General features: G+C 35.8%; 11 protein-coding genes. 10 read left to right on the forward strand and 1 reads right to left on the reverse strand.

Annotation, left to right across the window (positions count from 1 at the left end; translation table 11 throughout):
- Positions 1–17: 17 nt before the first annotated feature.
- On the reverse strand, positions 18–734 hold the full coding sequence (locus tag APR43_RS19795) for an NUDIX hydrolase (RefSeq protein ID WP_053473427.1): 717 nt from the start codon (positions 732–734) through the stop codon (positions 18–20).
- A gap of 463 nt (positions 735–1,197) precedes the next feature.
- On the opposite strand from APR43_RS19795, the gene APR43_RS19800 reads away from it, so the two are divergent.
- The 10 genes from APR43_RS19800 to APR43_RS19845 all read left to right on the forward strand — a co-directional run bounded on the left by APR43_RS19800 (position 1,198) and on the right by APR43_RS19845 (position 21,841).
- Positions 1,198–4,311, forward strand: coding sequence for a SusC/RagA family TonB-linked outer membrane protein (locus tag APR43_RS19800; RefSeq protein ID WP_053473426.1), 3,114 nt, complete (start codon positions 1,198–1,200; stop codon positions 4,309–4,311).
- A 12-nt stretch (positions 4,312–4,323) separates the two neighbouring features.
- Positions 4,324–5,925, forward strand: a complete 1,602-nt coding sequence (locus APR43_RS19805; protein WP_053473454.1) for a RagB/SusD family nutrient uptake outer membrane protein — start codon at positions 4,324–4,326, stop codon at positions 5,923–5,925.
- A 20-nt stretch (positions 5,926–5,945) separates the two neighbouring features.
- Positions 5,946–6,800 (forward strand): hypothetical protein, encoded by an 855-nt coding sequence (locus APR43_RS19810; RefSeq protein WP_053473425.1) that lies wholly within the window; start codon positions 5,946–5,948, stop codon positions 6,798–6,800.
- 94 nt (positions 6,801–6,894) lie between these two features.
- Positions 6,895–9,381: a glycoside hydrolase family 2 TIM barrel-domain containing protein gene (locus APR43_RS19815; protein ID WP_053473424.1), complete on the forward strand. Its 2,487-nt coding sequence runs from the start codon at positions 6,895–6,897 to the stop codon at positions 9,379–9,381.
- Positions 9,382–9,577: 196 nt separating this feature from the next.
- The gene (locus APR43_RS19820) at positions 9,578–11,977 is read left to right on the forward strand and encodes an alpha-xylosidase (protein WP_053473423.1); all 2,400 of its coding nucleotides are present in this window, start codon (positions 9,578–9,580) and stop codon (positions 11,975–11,977) included.
- Positions 11,978–12,283: 306 nt separating this feature from the next.
- Complete coding sequence (locus APR43_RS19825; RefSeq protein ID WP_053473422.1) at positions 12,284–14,290, forward strand: glycoside hydrolase family 97 protein; 2,007 nt, start codon at positions 12,284–12,286, stop codon at positions 14,288–14,290.
- Positions 14,291–14,425: 135 nt separating this feature from the next.
- Positions 14,426–15,997: a GH39 family glycosyl hydrolase gene (locus APR43_RS19830; protein ID WP_053473421.1), complete on the forward strand. Its 1,572-nt coding sequence runs from the start codon at positions 14,426–14,428 to the stop codon at positions 15,995–15,997.
- 38 nt (positions 15,998–16,035) lie between these two features.
- Positions 16,036–18,270: a glycoside hydrolase family 3 C-terminal domain-containing protein gene (locus APR43_RS19835; protein WP_082356462.1), complete on the forward strand. Its 2,235-nt coding sequence runs from the start codon at positions 16,036–16,038 to the stop codon at positions 18,268–18,270.
- A 1-nt stretch (position 18,271) separates the two neighbouring features.
- Positions 18,272–19,777, forward strand: coding sequence for a cellulase family glycosylhydrolase (locus tag APR43_RS19840; protein ID WP_082356461.1), 1,506 nt, complete (start codon positions 18,272–18,274; stop codon positions 19,775–19,777).
- Positions 19,778–19,891: 114 nt separating this feature from the next.
- Positions 19,892–21,841 carry a sialate O-acetylesterase gene (locus APR43_RS19845; protein ID WP_053473419.1) on the forward strand — a complete coding sequence of 650 codons (1,950 nt, stop codon included), beginning with the start codon at positions 19,892–19,894 and terminating at the stop codon, positions 21,839–21,841.
- The last annotated feature ends 46 nt before the right edge of the window (positions 21,842–21,887 follow it).

Consider the following 21,887-nt stretch of genomic DNA (forward strand, 5'->3'; position numbering starts at 1 on the left):
GCCTTTATGCTTGTTTTTTAAAATTCAAAATTGAAACCTTTTTCAGTCAGTTTTTTGTAAATATCAGGATCGAACTTATATAATTTTGCCGCCCTGTGTGAAACATCCTGCTGTTTTTCGTCTAAAGCAACCAATAATTTCATATGCAGAATTTTTCGGCGGAAATTAGATTTATCCATTTCAATTCCCAGAATTTCTTCATAAAGATGCATTAACTGCAGCAAAGTAAATTTTTCCGGTAAAAGATTAAATCCAATAGGTGCCTGACGAACGCGGTTGCGAAGATTTTGTATACTATAAGATAAAATTTCGTTGTGATCGTAAATTAAATCAGGTATACTGTTGATTTTGTACCATTTGGCGTCAGAAGCTGTAAAACCCGCTTTAATATTATAATCTTCTCTTTTTACAAGCGCATAATATCCAATAGTGATAACACGTCGAAGCGGGAAACGATCCGGATCTCCAAAAGCTTTTAACTGCTCCAGATAAATGTTATCTAAACCCGTAAGTTCGTTTAATAAACGATGTGCAGCATCATCAGTACTTTCTTTTTTATAAATCCATCCGCCGGGTAAACCCCATTTTCCTTTACTGATACCTTCTGCGTGCTGGACTAAAAGTACTTCCAGACTTCCTTCATCAAAACCAAAAACAACGCAGTCAATCGTGATTGCATTCATTGCATTTTGTTCGCTTTTTGCAACAGAGTCGGCATCTACTTTTTTATCCATATGCGAAATAAATTTTGACAAATTAAACAAATAAAATGCATAACTGTCTTTTTTGATTACTTAATATTTTTTTAACAGATCAAAAAATTGATAATCAGCTGATTGAAATTACGATGAAAAATTAAATTTTAAATAAAAATCTTTTAAACGATTGATTGTCAAAACGCTATAGCGTTATTTTTTTGATATTTTTTATTTCGTTTTAATCTTTAATCTTATCGAATTGACAAAAACGAATCCCCATAAATCAGAATAGAAAAAAAATAACCTCAATATTTTGCTAAAATAGAAAAAAAGTTTTACACTTGTAGTCAAATTTACCATAAGATAAATTCAAAATGACTATAAGTTTTAAAAAACTAACTTTTGAATTAGAATGAGAAGGTAAATTATAGAGAAAAAGAACTTACACTTTGATCACAATAAACGTAACTAACTTAATTTAAACCAACTCTTATTTACTATGAAAAGCAAATATTGTATTAAAACAACAATGCTCTCGTTTTGCACGACGCTGTTGTTTAGCTTATTTATGATGCAGTCGGCTTTTGCTCAGGCACAATCCCGATCTGTGAATGGAATTGTAACATCGGCTGTTGACGGAATGGGCGTTCCCGGAGCATCTGTCTCTGTAGAAGGAACTAAAATTGGTGCCGCAACCGATTTTGATGGAAATTATAAAATAGAGGCAAAAGCAGGAGACGTTCTTGTTTTTACTTTTATTGGATTTAAAACACAGAAAGTAACAGTGGGAACTCAAAAAACTATCAATGTTACCATGCAGGAAGAAACTGCAGAATTGAAGGAAATTGTAGTTATCGGATACGGAACACAAAAGAAAAAGGTAAATACTGCCGCAACTTCATTAGTTTCAGGAAAAGACATTCAGCAGGTAGCGACTTTAGATGTTACAAATGCTTTGCAAGGTCAGGCTGCGGGTGTAAATGTTACTTCAACTTCTGGGCAGCCGGGAGCGGGAATGGCCGTAAACATTCGTGGAGTTGGAACAGCAGGAAATAATACGCCTCTTTATGTAGTGGATGGAGTTGTTGTAGATAACGGAATTGGATATCTTGATCCTTCTTCTATAGAAAGAGTTGACGTTTTAAAAGATGCTTCTGCAGGATCTATCTATGGAGCCAGAGCAGCAAATGGAGTTATTTTGGTAACAACAAAAAAAGGAAAAGATGGTAAAATGAACGTGTCTTTTAATTCTTATACAGGTTTTCAGCAAGTAGCTAAAAAACTGGATTTATTGAATACACAGGAATATACAACTATTATGAATGAAGCGCGTGTAAATTCTGGTTTAACGCCATTATATACGCAGGCACAAATCGCTGCGTTTCCAAATCATGACTGGCAGGATGATTTGTTTAATGAAGGAGCAATAAAACAAAATCATTCGCTTACTATTAGCGGTGGTGATAAAAAATCTACAATTGCAACCGGATTATCCTATTACGGGCAAGAAGGTATGATTGGCGGTTCGACAAATCAATCGCAATATGATCGTATTACATTCAATGTAAATTCAACTTCAGAAGTAATTGAAAATTATTTGAAAATTGGAGAAAACTTCTCTTTCGCCAATATTAAAAGTTCAGGAGTTGCAGATCAGGGAATTTACAGTAATGCCATCAGAAGCTTTTTGAATGCAGCGCCAATTGATGCGGCTTATGATGCCAATGGAGGTTTTGCCCATTCTTCTATTTCAGCAGATATCAGCAATCCGCTTGGATCATTGTATTATAATAACTTCAATGAAACAAAATCAAACCGTTACGTAGGAAACATTTTTGCAGAATTAAAATTCTTTAAAAATTTCACTTACAGAACAAGTTTTGGTGTTGATATGACAGATAGTAATTACCGTTCTTTCAAACCGGTTTATTCTCTTTCTTCAAATGATAATAATACGGTTTCGAGCGTGACTCAAAATGCAACTAAATCTTTAGGATGGATTTTTGAAAACACGGTTCAGTACAAAGGAACTTTAAACGGAGTTCACAATTTTGATGTATTAGTTGGTACTTCTGCCAAAAAAAACACGTCAGATTTCATGGAAGCAACGGGTAAAAACTTAACTTTTGATGATTTTGCTCATGCTTATTTAAGTAATGCTACAGATCAGACATCAAATACAGTAAAAGGAAATCGTGGAGATTATGGAATTCAGTCTTATTTCGGACGTTTATTGTATGATTTCAACAACAGATATTTATTTACAGCAACTTTAAGAAGAGACGGTTCATCAAACTTTGCCGCTTCAAACAGATATGGATATTTCCCATCAGTTTCTGCAGGTTGGAATGTTGATAAAGAAGCTTTCTTTCAAGAAAATAAAGTTTTAAATTCATTAAAAATCAGAGCAAGCTGGGGACAAAATGGTAACGATCAAATTCCTGCTTTTTCTTATATGTCAACGATTAGTTCGTACAATAAAAACTATCATTTTGGGACAGGAACAGAAACGCTGCAAACAGGTGCAAGCCCGGATCAGCTTTCAAATCCTGACTTAAAATGGGAAACATCTGAGCAATTAGATCTTGGATTTGATGCTGTTTTGTTTAAAAACTTCTCATTAACATTTGATTACTACGATAAAAAAACAAAAGACTGGCTGGTTTTAGCATCAATTCCAGTTTATGCAGGTGCTACAGCTCCTTATATTAATGGAGGAGATATTCAAAATAAAGGATTTGAAATTGCTTTAGCCTATCATACTCAATTTAATGAAAATTGGAATTTTGCTGTAAACGCAAATCTTTCGCACAATGAAAACAAAGTACTTAGAGTTGCAAACAGCGAAGGTATTATTCATGGAGATCCAAATTTATTATTCCAAGGAACAGATGAGTTGAACCGTGTTGAGGTTGGACAGCCAATAGGTTATTTCTACGGATTAAAAACAGCAGGAATTTTTCAGAATGCGGCAGAAGTTGCAGCAAGCGCACAACCGGGTGCAGCGCCTGGAGATGTTCGTTTTGTAGATTTAAATGGAGATGGAAAAATTGATGCTAATGATAAAACCAAAGTTGGAGATCCAAACCCTGATTTTACTTACGGTTTAAATTTTGACTTATCATACAAAGCATTTGACTTAACGGTTAATACTTATGGAGTTGCAGGAAACCAAAATGTTTTCGGCATTCATGATCCAACACGCGGTTACACAAACTATACTACAGATGTTTTAAACAGATGGACTACAGAAGGAAGTTCTAACAGAGTTCCAAGAGTTACTTACGGAACAGATTCAAATGGGAATTACACGAAGTTTTCTGATTTATATGTTCAAAATGCTGATTTCTTCAGAATTAAGAATGCAACTTTTGGTTGTGATTTAACAAAATTGACAAACAAGTTGAACTTCTTCAGCAAATTCAGATTGTATGTTGCGGCTAATAACCTATTCACTTTTACAAAATATAAAGGAATGGATCCTGAAATTGGATTTGGTAATACTGCAAGAGACAGCAACGGTAACTTAACACAACCGTGGGCAAAAGGAATTGATGTTGGATATTACCCACAGCCTCGTACGTACATGATGGGTCTAAATGTTAACTTTTAAATTATGAAAACGATGAAAAAATATATAAAATTATTAGCTGTCTCAAGCTTGTTCGTTTTAGGAGCTTGTTCAAATGATTTTCTAGATACGGAGCCTTCTACAACCAAAGTTGAAGAGAATTTTTATAGAACACCAGCCGATGCTTATTCAGGATTGATTGCTGTTTATGATGTATTGCAGCGTGAAGCTTACGGCGGGCCTTTATTGATTAGTGAACAGGCTTCTGATGATTGTTTTGGAGGATATGGTATTGCCGATGCGCAGACAGATATCGAATGGGATAGATTTTTATTTGTTTCGAATAAAGAAATGAATGCCGATGTATGGAAATATGCTTATTTAGGAATTTACAGAGCCAACATTTTATTAGAAAATCTGGATAGAGTAAACTGGGGATCTGATACTGCTTTAAAAACAAGATACGAAGCAGAAGCTCGTTTTTTAAGAGCACATTTCCACTTTATGGCAGCTAAAATGTTTGGAGATATTGTGCCATTAGACCATACTATTAAGGCAAGCGAATTTTTATTGCCAAGACAACCGGCTGAGGTAACATACGCTTTGATAGCAAATGATTTAAAATTCGCTTCAGATAATTTAAACAATGACAATTATTCTCAGGCAGGAAATGCTAATTACGGACGCATTACAAAATGGGCTGCAGAAGCTTATTTGGCAAGAACATTTTTATTCTACACTGATTATTACAAAAAAACGGATTTAGCAGGAGTTATAACTAAAGCACAAGCCGTTACTTATATTAATGATGTAGTGAATAACAGCGGACACGGATTAGTTGCTGATTTTGCTAATCTTTGGTTAGCAGCATCTTTCGACAAATTTGCCGGAGAAGATAATACAGAAATGGTTTGGGCTGTTCGCTTTAATGGTTCAGGAAAAGGAGACTGGAATTTGAATGAAGGAAATCGTTTTCAGGTTGATATCGCACCTCGAGGCGGCGCAATTGGTCCTTATGCAACAGGATGGGGCGGCGCAACTGTTACGCCTAAATTGTATAATGCTTACGAACCGGGAGATACCCGCAGAGATGCAACAATCATTGATTATAAAAATGAAAGCTATAAAGGAAATCCTTTAAATTTTGATCCGGTAGCAAGAGAGCAGCGTCAATACACAGGATATTCCTGGAAAAAATACTGCCCAATTAACAATGATGCAGGAGTAAGTATTGTAGAAGCAAACGGAGGAAATTTCCAAATTGACAACTATCAGGATTTTGCTGTTATTCGTTTTTCGGATGTATTGTTAATGGCTGCCGAATTAAATTTAGAAACTAACAGTGCTTTGGCATTGGCAGATATAAACAGGGTTCGTGACAGAGCTTTTAAAGATACAAATCACAGATTAACAGTGGCTAATTTTAATAAAGCTGCAATCATGAAAGAGCGCCAATTAGAATTAGCTCTGGAAGGATTACGTTATTTCGATTTAATCAGACAAGGAGTTGCTGTAGCTAAAGCTGAAATTGATAATGCAAATGTTGATTCTCAATTTAATGTAACATTTAGAACAGAAACGCAAGGCTGGTTTCCATTACCGCAATCTCAAATAGTTCTTTCTAACGGTACTATTTCACAAAATCCAGGTTGGTAATTAACTAAAAACAAACTATTATGAAACGTATATTATATATTTTAATAGCTGCCATAACACTAAGCTCACTACTGTTTTCATGCGAGCCGGTAGAAGATCGCGAGAGTTTGCCAGCAGTGACTTTAACATCGTCAACACTTAAGTTTTCGGTAACACAGAATGCCGCAAATAAGAATATTGTAATCTTAAAAAATCAAGATCCGGAAGTAATTCCATATTGGAGATATGTAGACGGAAATGGTAATGAATTAGGACATTCTAATAAAGGTGAAGATCAAATTACATTTCCTTTTGCAGGAAAGTATACGGTTTATTTTACGGCTTATACAAGAGGAGGTTCTGTAGATGCAGCCCCGGTAGAAGTAAATGTTGAAGAAAATGACGAAACGTATTTCAGCGATCCAAAATGGGCCATGCTGACTAATGGCGTAGCAGGTAAAACTTGGGTATTAGATTTTATTGATCCGGTTGGCTGGGCAGGTTTAGACTATCCTGCCGCATCTGGAGACAACTGGAACTGGTTTCCGGATTATGCAAGTAACTCATGGATCATGCCAAGCAAAGACTGGGGAGAAATGTATTTTGATTTGAACGGAGGTTACAATACTACCGTAAAACAAACAGCAATTAGCAGTAATGTGCAGACAACCAAAAAAGGAACATATAGTTTTGAAATCGCCAATAATAAATTAATCTTTAATGGAGGTGTAGAAATGCTGTATGGTGGAGATTATTATGCAGATTGCGCTATTTGGTACAGTGTAAAAGTGGTTGAACTTAAAGATAATTCATTGCGTCTCGCTGTTATTCGTAACCAAAGCAGAACCGGAGAAGGCGTTTGTTTAATCGTTTTTCATTACAAGCCTAAACCATAATAAATTATAAAAAAGAAAACTACCGGTAGGGGATCGATACAGACACCTATCGGTATGTTTATATTTGTTATACAAACCACAAAAACTACTATCTATGAAAACCACATTTAAATATCTAAGCAGACTTTCAGTTTTGATTTTTTCTGCGATGTTTTTATTAAGTTCCTGCAGTAAAGAAAATACTTTTTCAAACCGAAAAATCTCTTTTAATGCAGACTGGAGTTTTCATTTAAATGATAGTTTAACAAATAAAGATACCATTGGAACTTCAACCAAATGGAGAACCTTAGATCTTCCGCATGATTGGAGCATCGAAGGCAAATTTGATGAGAAAAGCCCAGCTGGATATGGGGGTGGATCACTAAATGGAGGCTTAGGTTGGTATAAAAAAACTTTTAAAATATCAAAAGAAGATATAAATAAAAAAATATCAATAACCTTCGACGGTGTTTATAAAAACAGCGAAGTCTGGATAAACGGACATTATTTAGGAAAACGTCCAAACGGCTATATTGGCTTTCAATATGAGCTTTCGCCATACTTAAATTATGGAGAAAAGACCAACGAAATAATTGTAAAGGTTGACAATTCAAAACAGCCAAATTCACGCTGGTATTCAGGATCAGGAATTTTTAGAAATGTCTGGTTAGAAACTACAGATAAACTTCATGTAGAACATTGGGGAACTTATGTCACAACTCCAAAAGTTACTGCTGAAAAAGCTTTGGTAAATATTGAAACTCGAATTCAGAACGATCATTTAGAATCAAAAAAGTTAACATTAGTAACTACCATTTATAAGGAAGATAAAAAAGTTACATCAGGCTCCACTACATATATAACGCTTACTCCAAAAAGCGGCACATTGCTAAATGTAAAAGCAGAAGTAGAATCGCCAGTTTTATGGTCAGTTGAAAAACCGGAATTGTACACCGCTGTTACCGAAATTTTGGTTGATGATAAAATCGTTGATCAATACAAAACGAATTTCGGAATCAGGGATTTTAAATTTGATTTGAACAAAGGTTTTATTTTAAACGGAAAACAAGTAAAAATAAAGGGAGTCTGCATGCATCACGATTTAGGGCCTCTGGGTTCTGCAATCAATACGCGCGCAATCGAACGTCAGTTAGAAATTCTGAAAGAAATGGGCGTAAACGGAATCAGAACTTCTCACAATCCACCTGCCCCGGAACTTTTAGATGTATGTGATAAAATGGGTTTCATTGTTATGGATGAAGCTTTCGACATGTGGAAACAAAACAAAACCAAATACGATTATGCAAATGATTGGGACAAATGGCATAGACAAGATTTAGCAGATCAATTACGCCGTGACCGAAATCACCCAAGTATTTTTATATGGAGTATTGGAAACGAAATTCCGGAACAATGGAATGAAACAGGTGTTGAAATTGCCAAAGAATTGGCAGAAATCGTTCGTATAAACGATAAAACCCGCCCGCTTACAGCAGCAATGAATCCGCCGGTAAATATGAATATTGACGCCGTAACACTGCAATTTGAAAAGAAGAATGTTCAGTTTAATGCCATTGCAAAATCAGGTATTTTAGATCTTATCGGATATAATTATGCGCATCAAACCTATGAATATCATCAAAAGAATTTCCCAAACACACCATTTATAGCAACCGAAACAACTTCAGGTTTAGAAACTCGAGGTTATTATGATGCTGTTTCTGATACTATAAAAAAATGGCCTGTAAGATGGGATCTTAAATTTACAGAAGGAAATCCCGGAAACACCGTTTCAGCTTACGATCAGGTTCAGGCGCCTTGGGGTTCAACGCATGAAGCAACCTGGAAAGTCATTAAAAAACACGATTTCCTTTCGGGAATGTATATCTGGACAGGTTTCGATTATATCGGAGAACCAACTCCATACGAATGGCCATCAGTAAGTTCGTATTTCGGAATTGTAGATTTAGCCGGTTTCCCAAAAGACGTTTATTATATGTACCAAAGCGAATGGACAAACAAAACCGTGCTTTACGTTTTTCCACATTGGAACTGGAAAGCCGGACAAACTGTCGACGTTTGGGCATACTATAATAATGCTGATGAAGTCGAACTTTTCGTAAACGGAAAATCAGTTGGAAAAAGAAGCAAAAAAGGAGACGATTTACACGTAATGTGGAGAATTCCTTTTCAGGCCGGAACACTAAAAGCCATTTCTCGTAAAAACGGAAAAACAGTTTTAGAAAAAGAAATCAAAACAGCCGGAAATCCTTCGCAATTAAAACTAACCGCAGACAGAAGTACCATTAAAGCCGACAAAAATGATTTGTCGTTTGTGACTGTAGATATTTTAGATGAGAAAGAAACTTTGGTTCCAAATGCCAATAACGAAATCAATTTTTCATTAACAGGAAATGGAAAAATTGTAGGCGTTTGCAGCGGAGATCCCGTAAGTCACGAATCGTATAAAGGAAATAAACATACTGCTTTGGCTGGAAAATGTCTGGTTATTGTACAATCTGGAGATAAAACAGGAAGAGTGGAATTAACCGCAAAAGCAAAAGGATTAAAACCCGCAACAATAGTAATCACAACAGAATAATAATACAACGTCAACATTCCTGCAAGGTTTCCAAAACCTTGTAGGTATAATTAAGTTTTAGATAAGTCTACACAAAACCTACAAGGTTTGAAAAACCTTGCAGGATGAATAAAATGAGATTTTAAATAGAAGAAAAAATACAAACCTACAAGGTTTTGAAAACCTTGCAGGAGAACTAACATCTAGAATATTACCAATGAAAAACACACAACTAACCACTTTGTTTTCAATCTGTATGTTTGGATTGCTGCTTACGCCAAAAGCATCGGCACAAATCCAAAATGCAGATGTGTTAAACGCTCCAATAGACATCAGCAAAGATTTTCAGAATTACCTGAACACGTTTTATTTTGCCGATGAACTAGCTTCTTTCGATCCGGCAACCGGAAAAGGAACTATAAAATATTTGAGATACAATTACAAAACGCGTCAGGCCTTCAACAATATGATGATGAAACCTGATGTAGAAAAAGCAAACGAATTTCCAACAACAGAATATGAAGAATCTCCTGTTTTGCCATTCGAAATTCAGTTTGTTTCTGATAGAACGATCAGAATAAAAACCACTTCGGGACCGCAATTTCATCCGCAAAAAGAATCTCTAATGCTCGTTGACGGCGTTGCGCCAAATCATCCTGAATTATGGAAATATTCTAAAATTGAAGGCGGTCACAGTTATATAAGCAAACATGGAAAAGTTGAAATTTTGACCAAACCGTGGCACGTAAAAATCTACGATGAAAACGGAAAATTGCTGACCAGTACACTTCACGATACCGATTTTAAAAATACCTATACGCCAACACTTCCATTCTCGTATGTGCGTAGAAACAGCGATTATTCAAGAAGTATGGGGGCGGCTTTCAGCTTAGAGCCAGATGAAAAAATATTTGGTTGTGGAGAATCATTCACACAATTCAACAAACGCGGACAAAAAGTTGTTTTATGGACAGATGATGCAAACGGAATTCAGAATGAAACCATGTACAAACCAATTCCGTTTTACATGAGCAGCCGTGGTTATGGAGTTTTCATGCATCATTCAACACCAATAACTGTTGACTTTGGAAAATATTTTGGAAGTGCCAACGAAATGTACATTGGTGACGACGAAGCCGATTTGTTTTTCTTTATTGGAGAGCCAAAAGATGTTTTAGATCAATATACCAATTTAACCGGAAAAGCTGCTATGCCGCCGCTTTGGTCTTTCGGATTTTGGATGAGCCGAATTACGTATTTCTCAGAAAAAGAAGGAAGAGAAGTAGCAAAAGATTTACGCAAATACAAAATTCCAACCGATGTAATTCATTTTGATACAGGTTGGTTTGATGTTGACTGGAGAAACAATTATGAGTTTGCAAAAGCGCGTTTCCCAGATGCAACAAAAATGATGTCAGATTTAAAAGAAGATGGTTTTCATGTATGTTTATGGCAATTACCCTATTTCACTCCAAAAAATACTTTGTTCCCTGAAATCATGGATAAAAACCTTGCGGTAAGAGACAGAAAAGGAAACCTTCCGTATGAAGATGCTGTTTTAGATTTCTCAAATCCCGAAACAGTAACCTGGTATCAGGGAAAATTGAAAAAATTATTTGACGAAGGTGTTTCAGTTTTTAAAGTTGATTTTGGAGAAGCAGCTCCGCCAGACGGAATTTACCATTCAGGAAGAACAGGTTTTTATGAGCACAATTTATGTCCATTACGATATAATAAAGCTGTCGCCGAAATTACCCAAAAAGAAAAAGGTTATACTTTAATTTGGGCAAGAAGTACTTGGGCAGGATCGCAGCGTTATCCGTTACATTGGGGAGGAGATGCCGAAACTTCAAATGGAGCAATGTCGGCAGAATTACGCGGCGGACTTTCATTAGGTCTAAGCGGATTCAGTTTCTGGAGTCATGATGTTGGAGGATTTGCAACAAAATCGCCAGAGAATTTATACAGAAGATGGGCACCTTTCGGAATGTTCACTTCACACGTAAGAAGCCACGGAGAACCTCCGCGCGAACCTTGGTTATACAGCAAAGATTTCCTTGAAGGATTTAGAAAAGCAGATAATATGCGTTACGAATTGATGCCATATATCTATGCTCAGGCAAAAGAAAGTTCTCAAAAAGGTTTACCTATGATGCGTGCTTTATTTGTAGAATATCCAAATGATCCGGGAGCCTGGTTAGTGGATAATGAATATTTATTTGGATCAAGTATTTTGGTTGCACCGCTTTTTGAAGAAGTAACAGAAAGAGATGTTTATCTTCCGGAAGGAACTTGGATCGATTACCAAACTAAAAAAGTATACCAATCGGGCTGGCATAAAATCAAAGCCGGTGAGGTGCCAATTGTCGTTTTGGTAAAAGATGGAACTGCATTGCCTCACATTGGTTTAGCACAGTCTACAAAAGACATGGATTGGAGTAAATTAACGTTGAAAGTATATGCTAGTGACAAAACAACTTCGGCGACAGCCAAAGTATTTTTACCAAATGACACTGCCGTTCAGGAAATAAAAGTGACCAAAAACGGAAACAATTTTGACGTAACTGCAAACCCATTAAACGGAAAAACCACTTTTAAAACAGAGTGGATAAAATAAAGAGATAGGCCACAGATTGCACAGATTAAAAGGATTATTACTCTCGCAGATTTAGCAGATCATGCAGATTTTTTTAATTTTTAAAATCAATTAAAAGAATTAAAAAGATTAAAATCGGCTCAATCTGCAAAATCTGCGAGAATAAAAACAGACAAAGAATTTTAAAAAAAATCATTTTAATCTGTGAAATCTGTGGCCTAAAAAAATAATCCCAACTAAGGATAAAAATAAGTTTTTGTTGAGTTTCTAAATCGGGCGAAAGCTTTGCAACGCCCGATTTATTAAAAATGAATTAAGAAAAATATCATGAAAAAACACCTGATTCTTCCCGCTTTATTACTTTCAATTTCGATTGGATACAGTCAGAAAAATAAAAGTTCATACGAACTAGCATCGCCAAACGGACAAAATAAAATCAAATTTGAGCTTGTAAAAAATGCTCCAAAATATGCCGTTTCACACGGAAAAACCGAGATTATTACACCATCAGATTTAGGATTTTTATTGAAAGGAAATGAAGATTTTAGTACCAACTTCGAAATCAAAAATGTCAAAAACTCCACTTTTGATGAAACCTGGGAACAAGTTTGGGGAGAAAAGAAAAATATCCGAAATCACTATAATCAGTTATCTGTAGAATTACAGCAAAAAACAGGAAACAAACGTAAACTGGAAATTCAGTTTAGGGCTTTTGATGACGGAGTTGCCTTTCGATATGTATATCCAAAACAAAATGTAAAAGACAGTATTTTCATTATGGATGAAAAAACGACTTTTAATTTAAAAGAAGATGGAAAAGCATGGTGGATTCCGGCAAACAGAGAAAATCGTGACGAATATTTATTTGAAGCGGCTCCGGTTAGTAAACTGGACACCGTTTTGACTCCATTAACTATAGAAAGTAAAAGCGGATTAGCATTAAGTTTTCATGAAGCAAATCTAATCGATTACGCCAGTACAACTTTGGTAAACAATGAAGGCACACAATTAAAAACAGATTTAGTGCCATGGGCAGACGGCGTTAAAGTTCGTGTAAAAGATACCTTCACTTCATCTTGGAGAACCATTCAAATTGGTGAAAAACCAGCAGATTTAATTATGTCTTATTTGATTTTAAATCTGAATGAACCAAACAAATTAAAAAACACAAACAGCTATTTCAAACCATACAAATATTTAGGAATTTGGTGGGGAATGCACATTGGAAAATATACTTTTTGGGAAAGCGACAAACAAGGCGCAACTACAAAACATGCCGAAGAATATATTGATTTTACTGCAAAAGAAGGTTTTCATCATTTATTGATCGAAGGCTGGAACAAAGGCTGGACGCCGGGCTGGTATGAAAACCGTATGCACATGTTCAGTTTTACTCAAAATGCCGACAATTTCGACCTAGAAAAAGTGGTGGAATACGGAAAGAAAAAGAACATCGAATTAATTGGATATCACGAAACAGGTTCAAACCTGATTAATTACTTAAAACAAGTTGACGAAGGTTTTGCCTTATACAAAAAACTAGGAATTCATACCGTAAAAATTGGTCACGTAGGTTCTAAATTGAATATGAAGCAAATGCATTTCGGGCAGTTTGGAGTAAATTATTTCAGATACATTTTAGAAAAAGCGGCACAATATGATTTAGCCGTTTTATACCACGAATCGATAAAAGATACCGGAGAACGCAGAACTTTCCCGAACATGGTTTCGAGAGAAGCAGCGCGCGGACAAGAATACAATGCATGGAGCGAAGGAAATCCGCCAAATCATTTAAGCATTATTCCATTTACAAGATTGCTTTCCGGACCAATGGATTTTACACCAGGAATTTTTGATGTTGAGGTAAAACAAGGTTATCCGGGAAAAAGAATTCAGGGAACTGTTGGGCAGCAATTGGCAATTTATGTAACAACATATTCTCCAATTCAAATGCTTGCAGATCTTCCTGAAAACTACGAAGGAAAACCAGCGTTACAATTCCTAAAAGATGTGCCAACAGATTGGGAAGATACAAAAGTATTAAACGGAGAAATTGGTCAATACATCACAACGGCTCGTAAAGACAGAAACAGTGCCGACTGGTTTTTAGGAAGTATAACAAATGAAAACCCAAGAGAACTTGAAATTTCACTTTCTTTCCTAGATAAAAATGCAAGTTACGAAGCACAAATTTATGCTGATGCAGAAGGAACAGATCAAAAGCACAATCCCGAAGCAGTAGCAATTTCGAAGACAACCGTAAAAGCGTCTGATTCGCTAAAATTAAAATTAGGCGGAGCAGGAGGAACAGCAATTAGATTCAAGAAATTATAATTACGCATATTCAAACCCTACAGGTTTTTAAAACCTGTAGGGTTTACTCAACAAAACGATTACGAACAATTTGTAGAAACGCAATTCGTAGAGACGCACAGCAGTGCGTCTAACACAACGTAATTCCGAACAGATATGAAAAGAATTTTTATACTACTGGTTTTAATTCATTCAATCCAAATTATTGGACAAAATAACAATGCTGAAAACCGAATCATAAAAATCGATTACAACAAAGAAGCAGGAAAATTAAACACAATGTTTAAAGAATGCATCGGAGCCGGAAGAGCAAACGAAGGTTTACGCGCCGACTGGCAGGAACAACTGGCATTAGTTAAAAAAGAATGCGATTTTAAATACATCCGAATGCACGGTTTACTAACAGATGATATGGCTGTTTATCGTGAAGATGAAAAAGGAAATCCCGAATACAATTACCAATATGTTGATGTTTTGTTCGATTATATTGTAAGCTTAAAAATGAAACCATTCGTAGAATTAGGTTTTATGCCGAATGCATTGGCAAGCGGGAAAGAAACTATTTTTTGGTGGAAAGGAAATGTAACGCCACCAAAAGATTATAAAAAATGGGAAGATTTAATTCAGAATTTAACCCAGCATTTTACAGAACGTTACGGAGCAGAAGAAGTAAAAACATGGTATTTTGAAGTTTGGAACGAACCGAATTTATCACCGGGTTTCTGGACAGGAACTCAAGCGGATTATTTCAAATTATATGAATATGCAGCCCGTGCAGTAAAAAATGTAAATAAAGAGTACAAAGTCGGCGGCCCAGCAACGGCGGGTGCTGGATGGGTTCCGGAAACAATTGATTTTTGTGCGAAGAACAATGTTCCAATCGATTTTATTTCGACGCATACTTACGGTGTAAAACATGGATATCTAGACGAATTCGGAACTTCGGGAACTATTTTAAGTCAGGATGAATTCAGCGTAAGCGGAGATATTTTAAATTCAAGAAAACAAATTGCAGCTTCGGCAAAACCAAATCTGGAATTGCATTATACAGAATGGAGCACTTCATATACTCCGGCAGATCCAATTCACGACAGTTACCATTCCGCAGCGTATATTCTGCAGAAAATAAAACAAGTTGGCAATGCGGCAAACTCCATGTCGTATTGGGTTTTCACCGATATTTTTGAAGAAGCAGGACCAAGATTTACTCCCTTTCACGGTGGTTTCGGATTGTTAAACACGCAGGGAATTAAAAAGCCTGCTTATTTCTCGTATTATTTAATGAATAAATTAGGAGAAACAGAACTTCAAAATACAGATAAAAATTCGTGGATAACTAAAAATGAAAAAGGCGATGTACAGCTTTTGTTTTGGGATTTTACCAATACACATCCGGGCGATAAAGTTTTAAATCAAACCTATTATCTTCAGGATTTACCGTCGAAATCAAAAGGAATTCTAAAAATCGAATTAGACAATTTAGCAAAAGGAAAATACGATTTAGAAATTTACAAAGTCGGTTATAAAACACACGATGTTTATGCCGATTACTTGGCAATGAAAAGTCCAAAACAATTGAGTAAAGAACAAGTAAAATTGCTTAAAGAAAAAAATAACGATTGTTTGATTTCATCAGAAAAAATAAAAATCGATTCAAAAGGAACATTCAATAGAGAAATTGCAATTAACGAAAATGACGTTTATATGTTTAGATTTGTGAAACAGTAAACTAACTATAAAATCTAAAAACTAAAAAACCACAATCAATGAAAAACAAATTTATATACTTCTCAGCGGCACTGGCGGTGATGTTGTTTGTTTCGTGCAAAAATGAAGTACAAAATTCAGATGCTGAATCAGCTCAAAAAGAATATATAGGAAAAGAAATCGGTACAGAACATGATGCCGAAATAGATAAATTAATTTCTCAAATGACACTTGAGGAAAAAATTGGAATGCTGCACGGTAACAGTATGTTCGCCAATGCAGGCGTAAAACGTTTAGGAATTCCGGAATTAAAAATGGCCGACGGACCGCTTGGAGTTCGTGAAGAAATTTCACGCGATAATTGGGCTCCGGCAGGGTGGACAAATGATTTTGCAACTTATTATCCGGCAGGCGGCGCTCTGGCAGCAACATGGAATGCAGAAATGGCGCATACTTTCGGAACTAGTTTAGGAGAAGAATTACGTGCAAGAGACAAAGACATGCTGCTTTCGCCGGCCATCAACATGGTAAGAACGCCGCTTGGAGGAAGAACTTATGAATACATGAGTGAAGATCCGTTTTTGAATAAAAAAATCGCCGTGCCTTTAATTGTAGGTTTACAGGAAAAAGATGTAATGGCGTGTGTAAAACATTTTGCAGCAAACAATCAGGAAACCAATCGTGATTATGTTGATGTACAAATTGACGAGCGTACACTTCGTGAAATTTACCTTCCGGCGTTTGAAGCTTCGGTAAAAGAAGCAAAAGCATACAGCATAATGGGCGCTTACAATAAATTTAGAGGAGAATATTTATGTGAGAACGATTATATGCTAAACAAAATCCTTCGTGATGAATGGGGATTTAAAGGAATTGTGGTTTCAGATTGGGCTGCGGTCCATTCTACAGCAAAATCATTGAAAAATGGTTTAGATATTGAAATGGGAACACCAAAACCATTCAATGAATTTTTCCTTGCGGATAAATTAATCGCTGCAGTTAAATCCGGAGAAGTTTCAGAAAAAGAAATTGATCTTCATGTAAAACGTATTTTACGAGTTTTATTCCAAGTTAAAGCAATGGGCGGCGGCGAACGTGCAAAAGGAAGCATCGCAACCGAAGCACATTATCAGGATGCCTACAAAATTGCTGCAGAAGCAGTTGTTTTATTGAAAAATGAAAACAATGCATTACCATTAAAATTAGATGGAATTAAATCTATCGCAGTTATTGGAAACAACGCAATAAAGAAAAATGCTCTTGGCGGATTTGGTGCGGGAGTTAAAACAAAAAGAGAAATTACACCTCTTGAAGGTTTAAAAAACAGACTTCCATCTTCAATAAAAATCAATTATGCCGAAGGATATTTGGAACGTTACGACGAAAAAAATAAAGGAAATTTAGGAAATATTACTTCAAATGGTCCTGTAACAATCGATCAGTTAGATCCGGCAAAAGTTCAGGAAGCAGTTGAAGCAGCTAAAAAATCGGATGTTGCCATCATCTTTGCAGGTTCAAACCGTGATTATGAAACAGAAGCTTCTGATCGTAGAGATTTGCATTTGCCTTTTGGACAAGAAGAATTAATTCAGAAAGTATTGGCTGTAAACCCAAAAACAATTGTAGTTTTTGTTGCCGGAGCGCCTTTTGAAATTGAAAATATCAGCAAAAAATCTCAAGCTGTAGTTTGGTCTTGGTTTAATGGTTCTGAAGGAGGAAATGCTTTAGCAGATGTATTATTAGGAAAAGTAAATCCGTCTGGAAAATTACCTTGGACAATGCCTAAAGCGATTATGGATTCTCCGGCACACGCCACAAACAGTTTCCCCGGAGGAAAAACAGTAAATTATGCCGAAGGAATTTTAATAGGATACCGTTGGTTTGATACCAAAAATATTGCGCCTTTATATCCTTTTGGTTACGGATTATCATATACAACATTTGGTTTTGAAAATGCTAAAGCAGATAAAACGGATTATGCTCAAAATGAAACAATCTCAGTTTCTGTTGAAGTAAAAAACACAGGAAAAGTGGATGGAAAAGAAGTCGTTCAATTATACGCTTCAAAATCAGGTTCTAAAATTACCCGTGCAGCTCAGGAATTAAAAGGATTCTCAAAAGTTTTAGTAAAAGCAGGATCTTCGCAAACAGTTACAATTAAAGTTCCGGTAAAAGAATTAGCTTATTATGATGTTACTGCCAAAAAATGGACAGTTGAGCCAGGAAAATACACTTTAAAAGTGGGGAATTCTTCAAGAGATATTAAAAAAGAAATTCCTGTAACAATCAAATAAGATGAAAAATACAATTAAAACTTATTTTTTAAGTACGCTTTTATGCTTTTCATTTTTGAGTCTTTGGGCTTGCAGTTCTGATAAAGAAGGAGAAAAAGCAGCGGCAAAAACACTTACAGTCGACACTAATAAAATTGATTTTGTAAGCAAAGGAAGCGAAGCCAGCGTAAAAATAAATACAAATGTTACGGCATGGACAATTAGTAATCCAAATTCAAACTGGCTTCAGTTAAGTCAGGCGGGAGGAACTTCGGGAACTATTACCGTTAAAATAACAGCTCTGGAAAATACAAGTACCGAAGCTAGAACGGCAACAATTACAATTAATTCAGGTGAAACGTCATCGGTACAAATTGCAGTTACTCAGGCAGGCGCAGCTGTTGTTACGAGTTTATATCCGAGTTACAATACAAACCCAATTACGGCAGATCAATCCGGAATGTCAAGTACTGCTGTACAATTAGCAGCAAAAATAAAATTAGGCTGGAATATTGGCAATACATTAGAAGCAACCGGAGGAGAAACTGCTTGGGGAAATCCAAAAGTTACCAAAGCTTTGATTGATGCCGTAAAAGCAAACGGATTTAATGCGATAAGAATTCCGTGTTCTTGGAACCAATATTTGGAAAATGCTGCAACTGCAAAAATCAAAACCGAATGGCTGGATAGAGTAAAAGAAGTTGTTCAATATTGTGTGGATAATGATATGTATGTTCTCGTAAATATTCACTGGGACGGCGGCTGGCTGGAAAATAATATTACCGAAGCCAAAAAAGTAGAAAACAATGCGAAACAAAAAGCTTTTTGGGAACAAATCGCAACACATTTACGCGGATTTGACGAACATTTGCTTTTTGCAAGTGCCAATGAACCAGCGGTTGAAGATGCCGCACAAATGGCAGTTTTAACTTCGTATCATCAAACTTTCATTAATGCAGTTCGTTCTACCGGAGGAAAAAATGCTTATCGTACTTTAGTTGTTCAGGGGCCAACGACAGATATTGAAAAAACAAACAAATTAATGACTACTTTGCCAACAGATTCTGCGGCAAACAGAATGATGGTTGAGGTTCATTATTATGCTCCGTGGAATTTTGCCGGTTTAACTAAAGATGAAACCTGGGGAAAAATGTTCTATTATTGGGGGGCAAATTATCATTCCGCAACAGATACAGAACGAAATGCAACTTATGGAGAAGAAGCAGATTTAGAGAAAAATTTCAAATTAATGAAAACCCAGTTTGTAGATAAAGGAATTCCGGTTTTGTTAGGAGAATTTGGAGCAATTCGCAGAACGACTTTAACCGGAGATGCCTTAACTTTACATTTAGCTTCGAGAGCGTATTATTTAAAAACGGTGGTAAAAACAGCAAAAGCAAATGGATTATTACCTTTTTATTGGGACGAAGGAAGCATCGGAAATAATGGTTTTGGAATTTTTAAAAGAAGCGATAATTCCGTTTTCGATACTCAGGCCTTAACCGCTTTGAAAGAAGGATTACAGTAAAAAAGTTTTTATAAACCATATAAGTGATATAAGTAAAATTAAGTTTTTTGTCAGCATTGAGCTTAAATTATCTTATATCACTTATATGGTTTAAACAATTTAAATTTAGAAGAAATGAAAAAATGTATTGTATTTATTTTTCTGATAATGAATGTTTTAGCTAATGCTAATGTCAAAATGCCTTTGCTGTTTTCTGACGGAATGGTGTTGCAAAGAGATAAAAAAATCCCGATTTGGGGTTTTGCCGATGCTAATGAAAAAATTGTAGTTCATTTTAACAAACAAATACAAAAAACAACTGCCGATAAAAACGGAAAATGGACTTTAAATCTGAATTCTGAAAAAGCCGGCGGACCTTTTGAATTAATAATTATTGGAAAAAATAAAATCACAATCAAAAATGTTTTGGTTGGTGAAGTCTGGATTTGCAGCGGACAATCGAATATGGAATTTCAGGTTTCAAAAACGATAAATGCCGAAAAAGAAATTGCCAATTCTGATTATCCAATGATTCGTCATTTTGGAGTTGCACAAGATTTAAGCGGAAAACCAAAAGACGATTTAAAAGCCGGAAAATGGGAAATAGCAAATAAAGAAACTGTTGGTAATTTTACAGCAGTTGGATATTACTTCGCCAGAAAATTATATGCCGAATTAAAAATCCCAATTGGAATCATTAATACTTCTTGGGGCGGAACGAATGTAGAAACCTGGACAAGCCGCGAAGCATTTCAAAAAAGTGATGATTTCAAATCTATGATTGCTGAAGTTCCTTCGCTAAATGTCGATTCTATTTCGAAATTGTACGCCAAAAAAATGAAAGAAAGAGTCGAGAAAATTCAGGGAACTCCGGTAAGTACAGATAATGAAAATACTTTTAAAGAATTTGATTTCAACGATTCATCTTGGGGCGAATTAAATACGCCGAGTTTATGGGAAAACCAACCTTTAGGTGATTTAGACGGAATTGTTTGGATGCGAAAAACGATTACACTTTCTGCAGAAGATATAAAAAACAAAGCAACACTTTATCTTTCAAAAATTGATGATGAAGACATTACATACGTAAACGGAATTGAAGTTGGTAAAAACTCACAATACGATTTAAAACGTGTTTACGAAATCCCATCAAATGTTTTGAAAGAAGGAAAAAATGTAATTTCGGTTAGAATTGTAGATAATGGCGGCGGCGGTGGAATCTACGGCGATGCAGCCGATTTAAAACTAAGTCTCGGCAGTAAAAATATTCCGCTTGACGGAAAATGGAAATTTAAAGTTATTACTGTAAAAACAGCATTATCACCAAACAGTTATCCGTCGTTGTTATACAATGCCATGGTAAATCCGCTGGTTCCGTACGCTATTGAAGGCGTTTTATGGTATCAGGGCGAAGCCAATGTTTGGAGAGCGAAGCAGTACAAAAAAGCATTTCCGTTAATGATTACAGACTGGCGAACAAAGTTTAAACAAGGTGATTTTCCTTTTTATTTCGTTCAATTATCAACTTTCAATGAGTTCAACGGAAACAGTAAAACAGGAAGCCGTTGGGCAGAACTTCGCGAAGCACAGTCTGAAACTTTAAAACTGCCAAATACAGGAATGGCGGTTACGACGGATATTGGAAATGCAAAAGACATTCATCCAACAAACAAACAAGATATTGGATTGCGTTTGGCGGCAGTTGCTTTAAATAATATTTATGGCAAAAAACAAGTTCACAGCGGACCAACTTATAAATCGCAGGAAATAAAAGGAAATCAAATTATTTTGACTTTCGATAATATTGGTTCGGGATTAACGGCTTCAGATAATTCAGAAAACCTAAAAGGATTCGAAATTGCAGGTGCAGACAAAGTTTTTCATTCCGCGAAAGCGATAATAAAAGACAACAAAGTAATTGTATCAAGCGATCAGGTTCAAAATCCCGTTGCAGTTCATTATGGCTGGGCAGATGACGATACCGAAATCAATCTTTTCAACAAAGAAAAATTCCCGGCATCGCCATTTAGAACTGATAATTGGGAAATGATTACGGCGAATGAAGTTTACAAAGTGAGTAAATAGTTTTTAGTTCTTAGTGATTAGTAAATAGTAATTAGTGAGAAGTAAA

The organism is Flavobacterium sp. NLM, from assembly GCF_002210235.1.
GTDB classification, from domain to species: Bacteria; Bacteroidota; Bacteroidia; order Flavobacteriales; family Flavobacteriaceae; genus Flavobacterium; species Flavobacterium panici.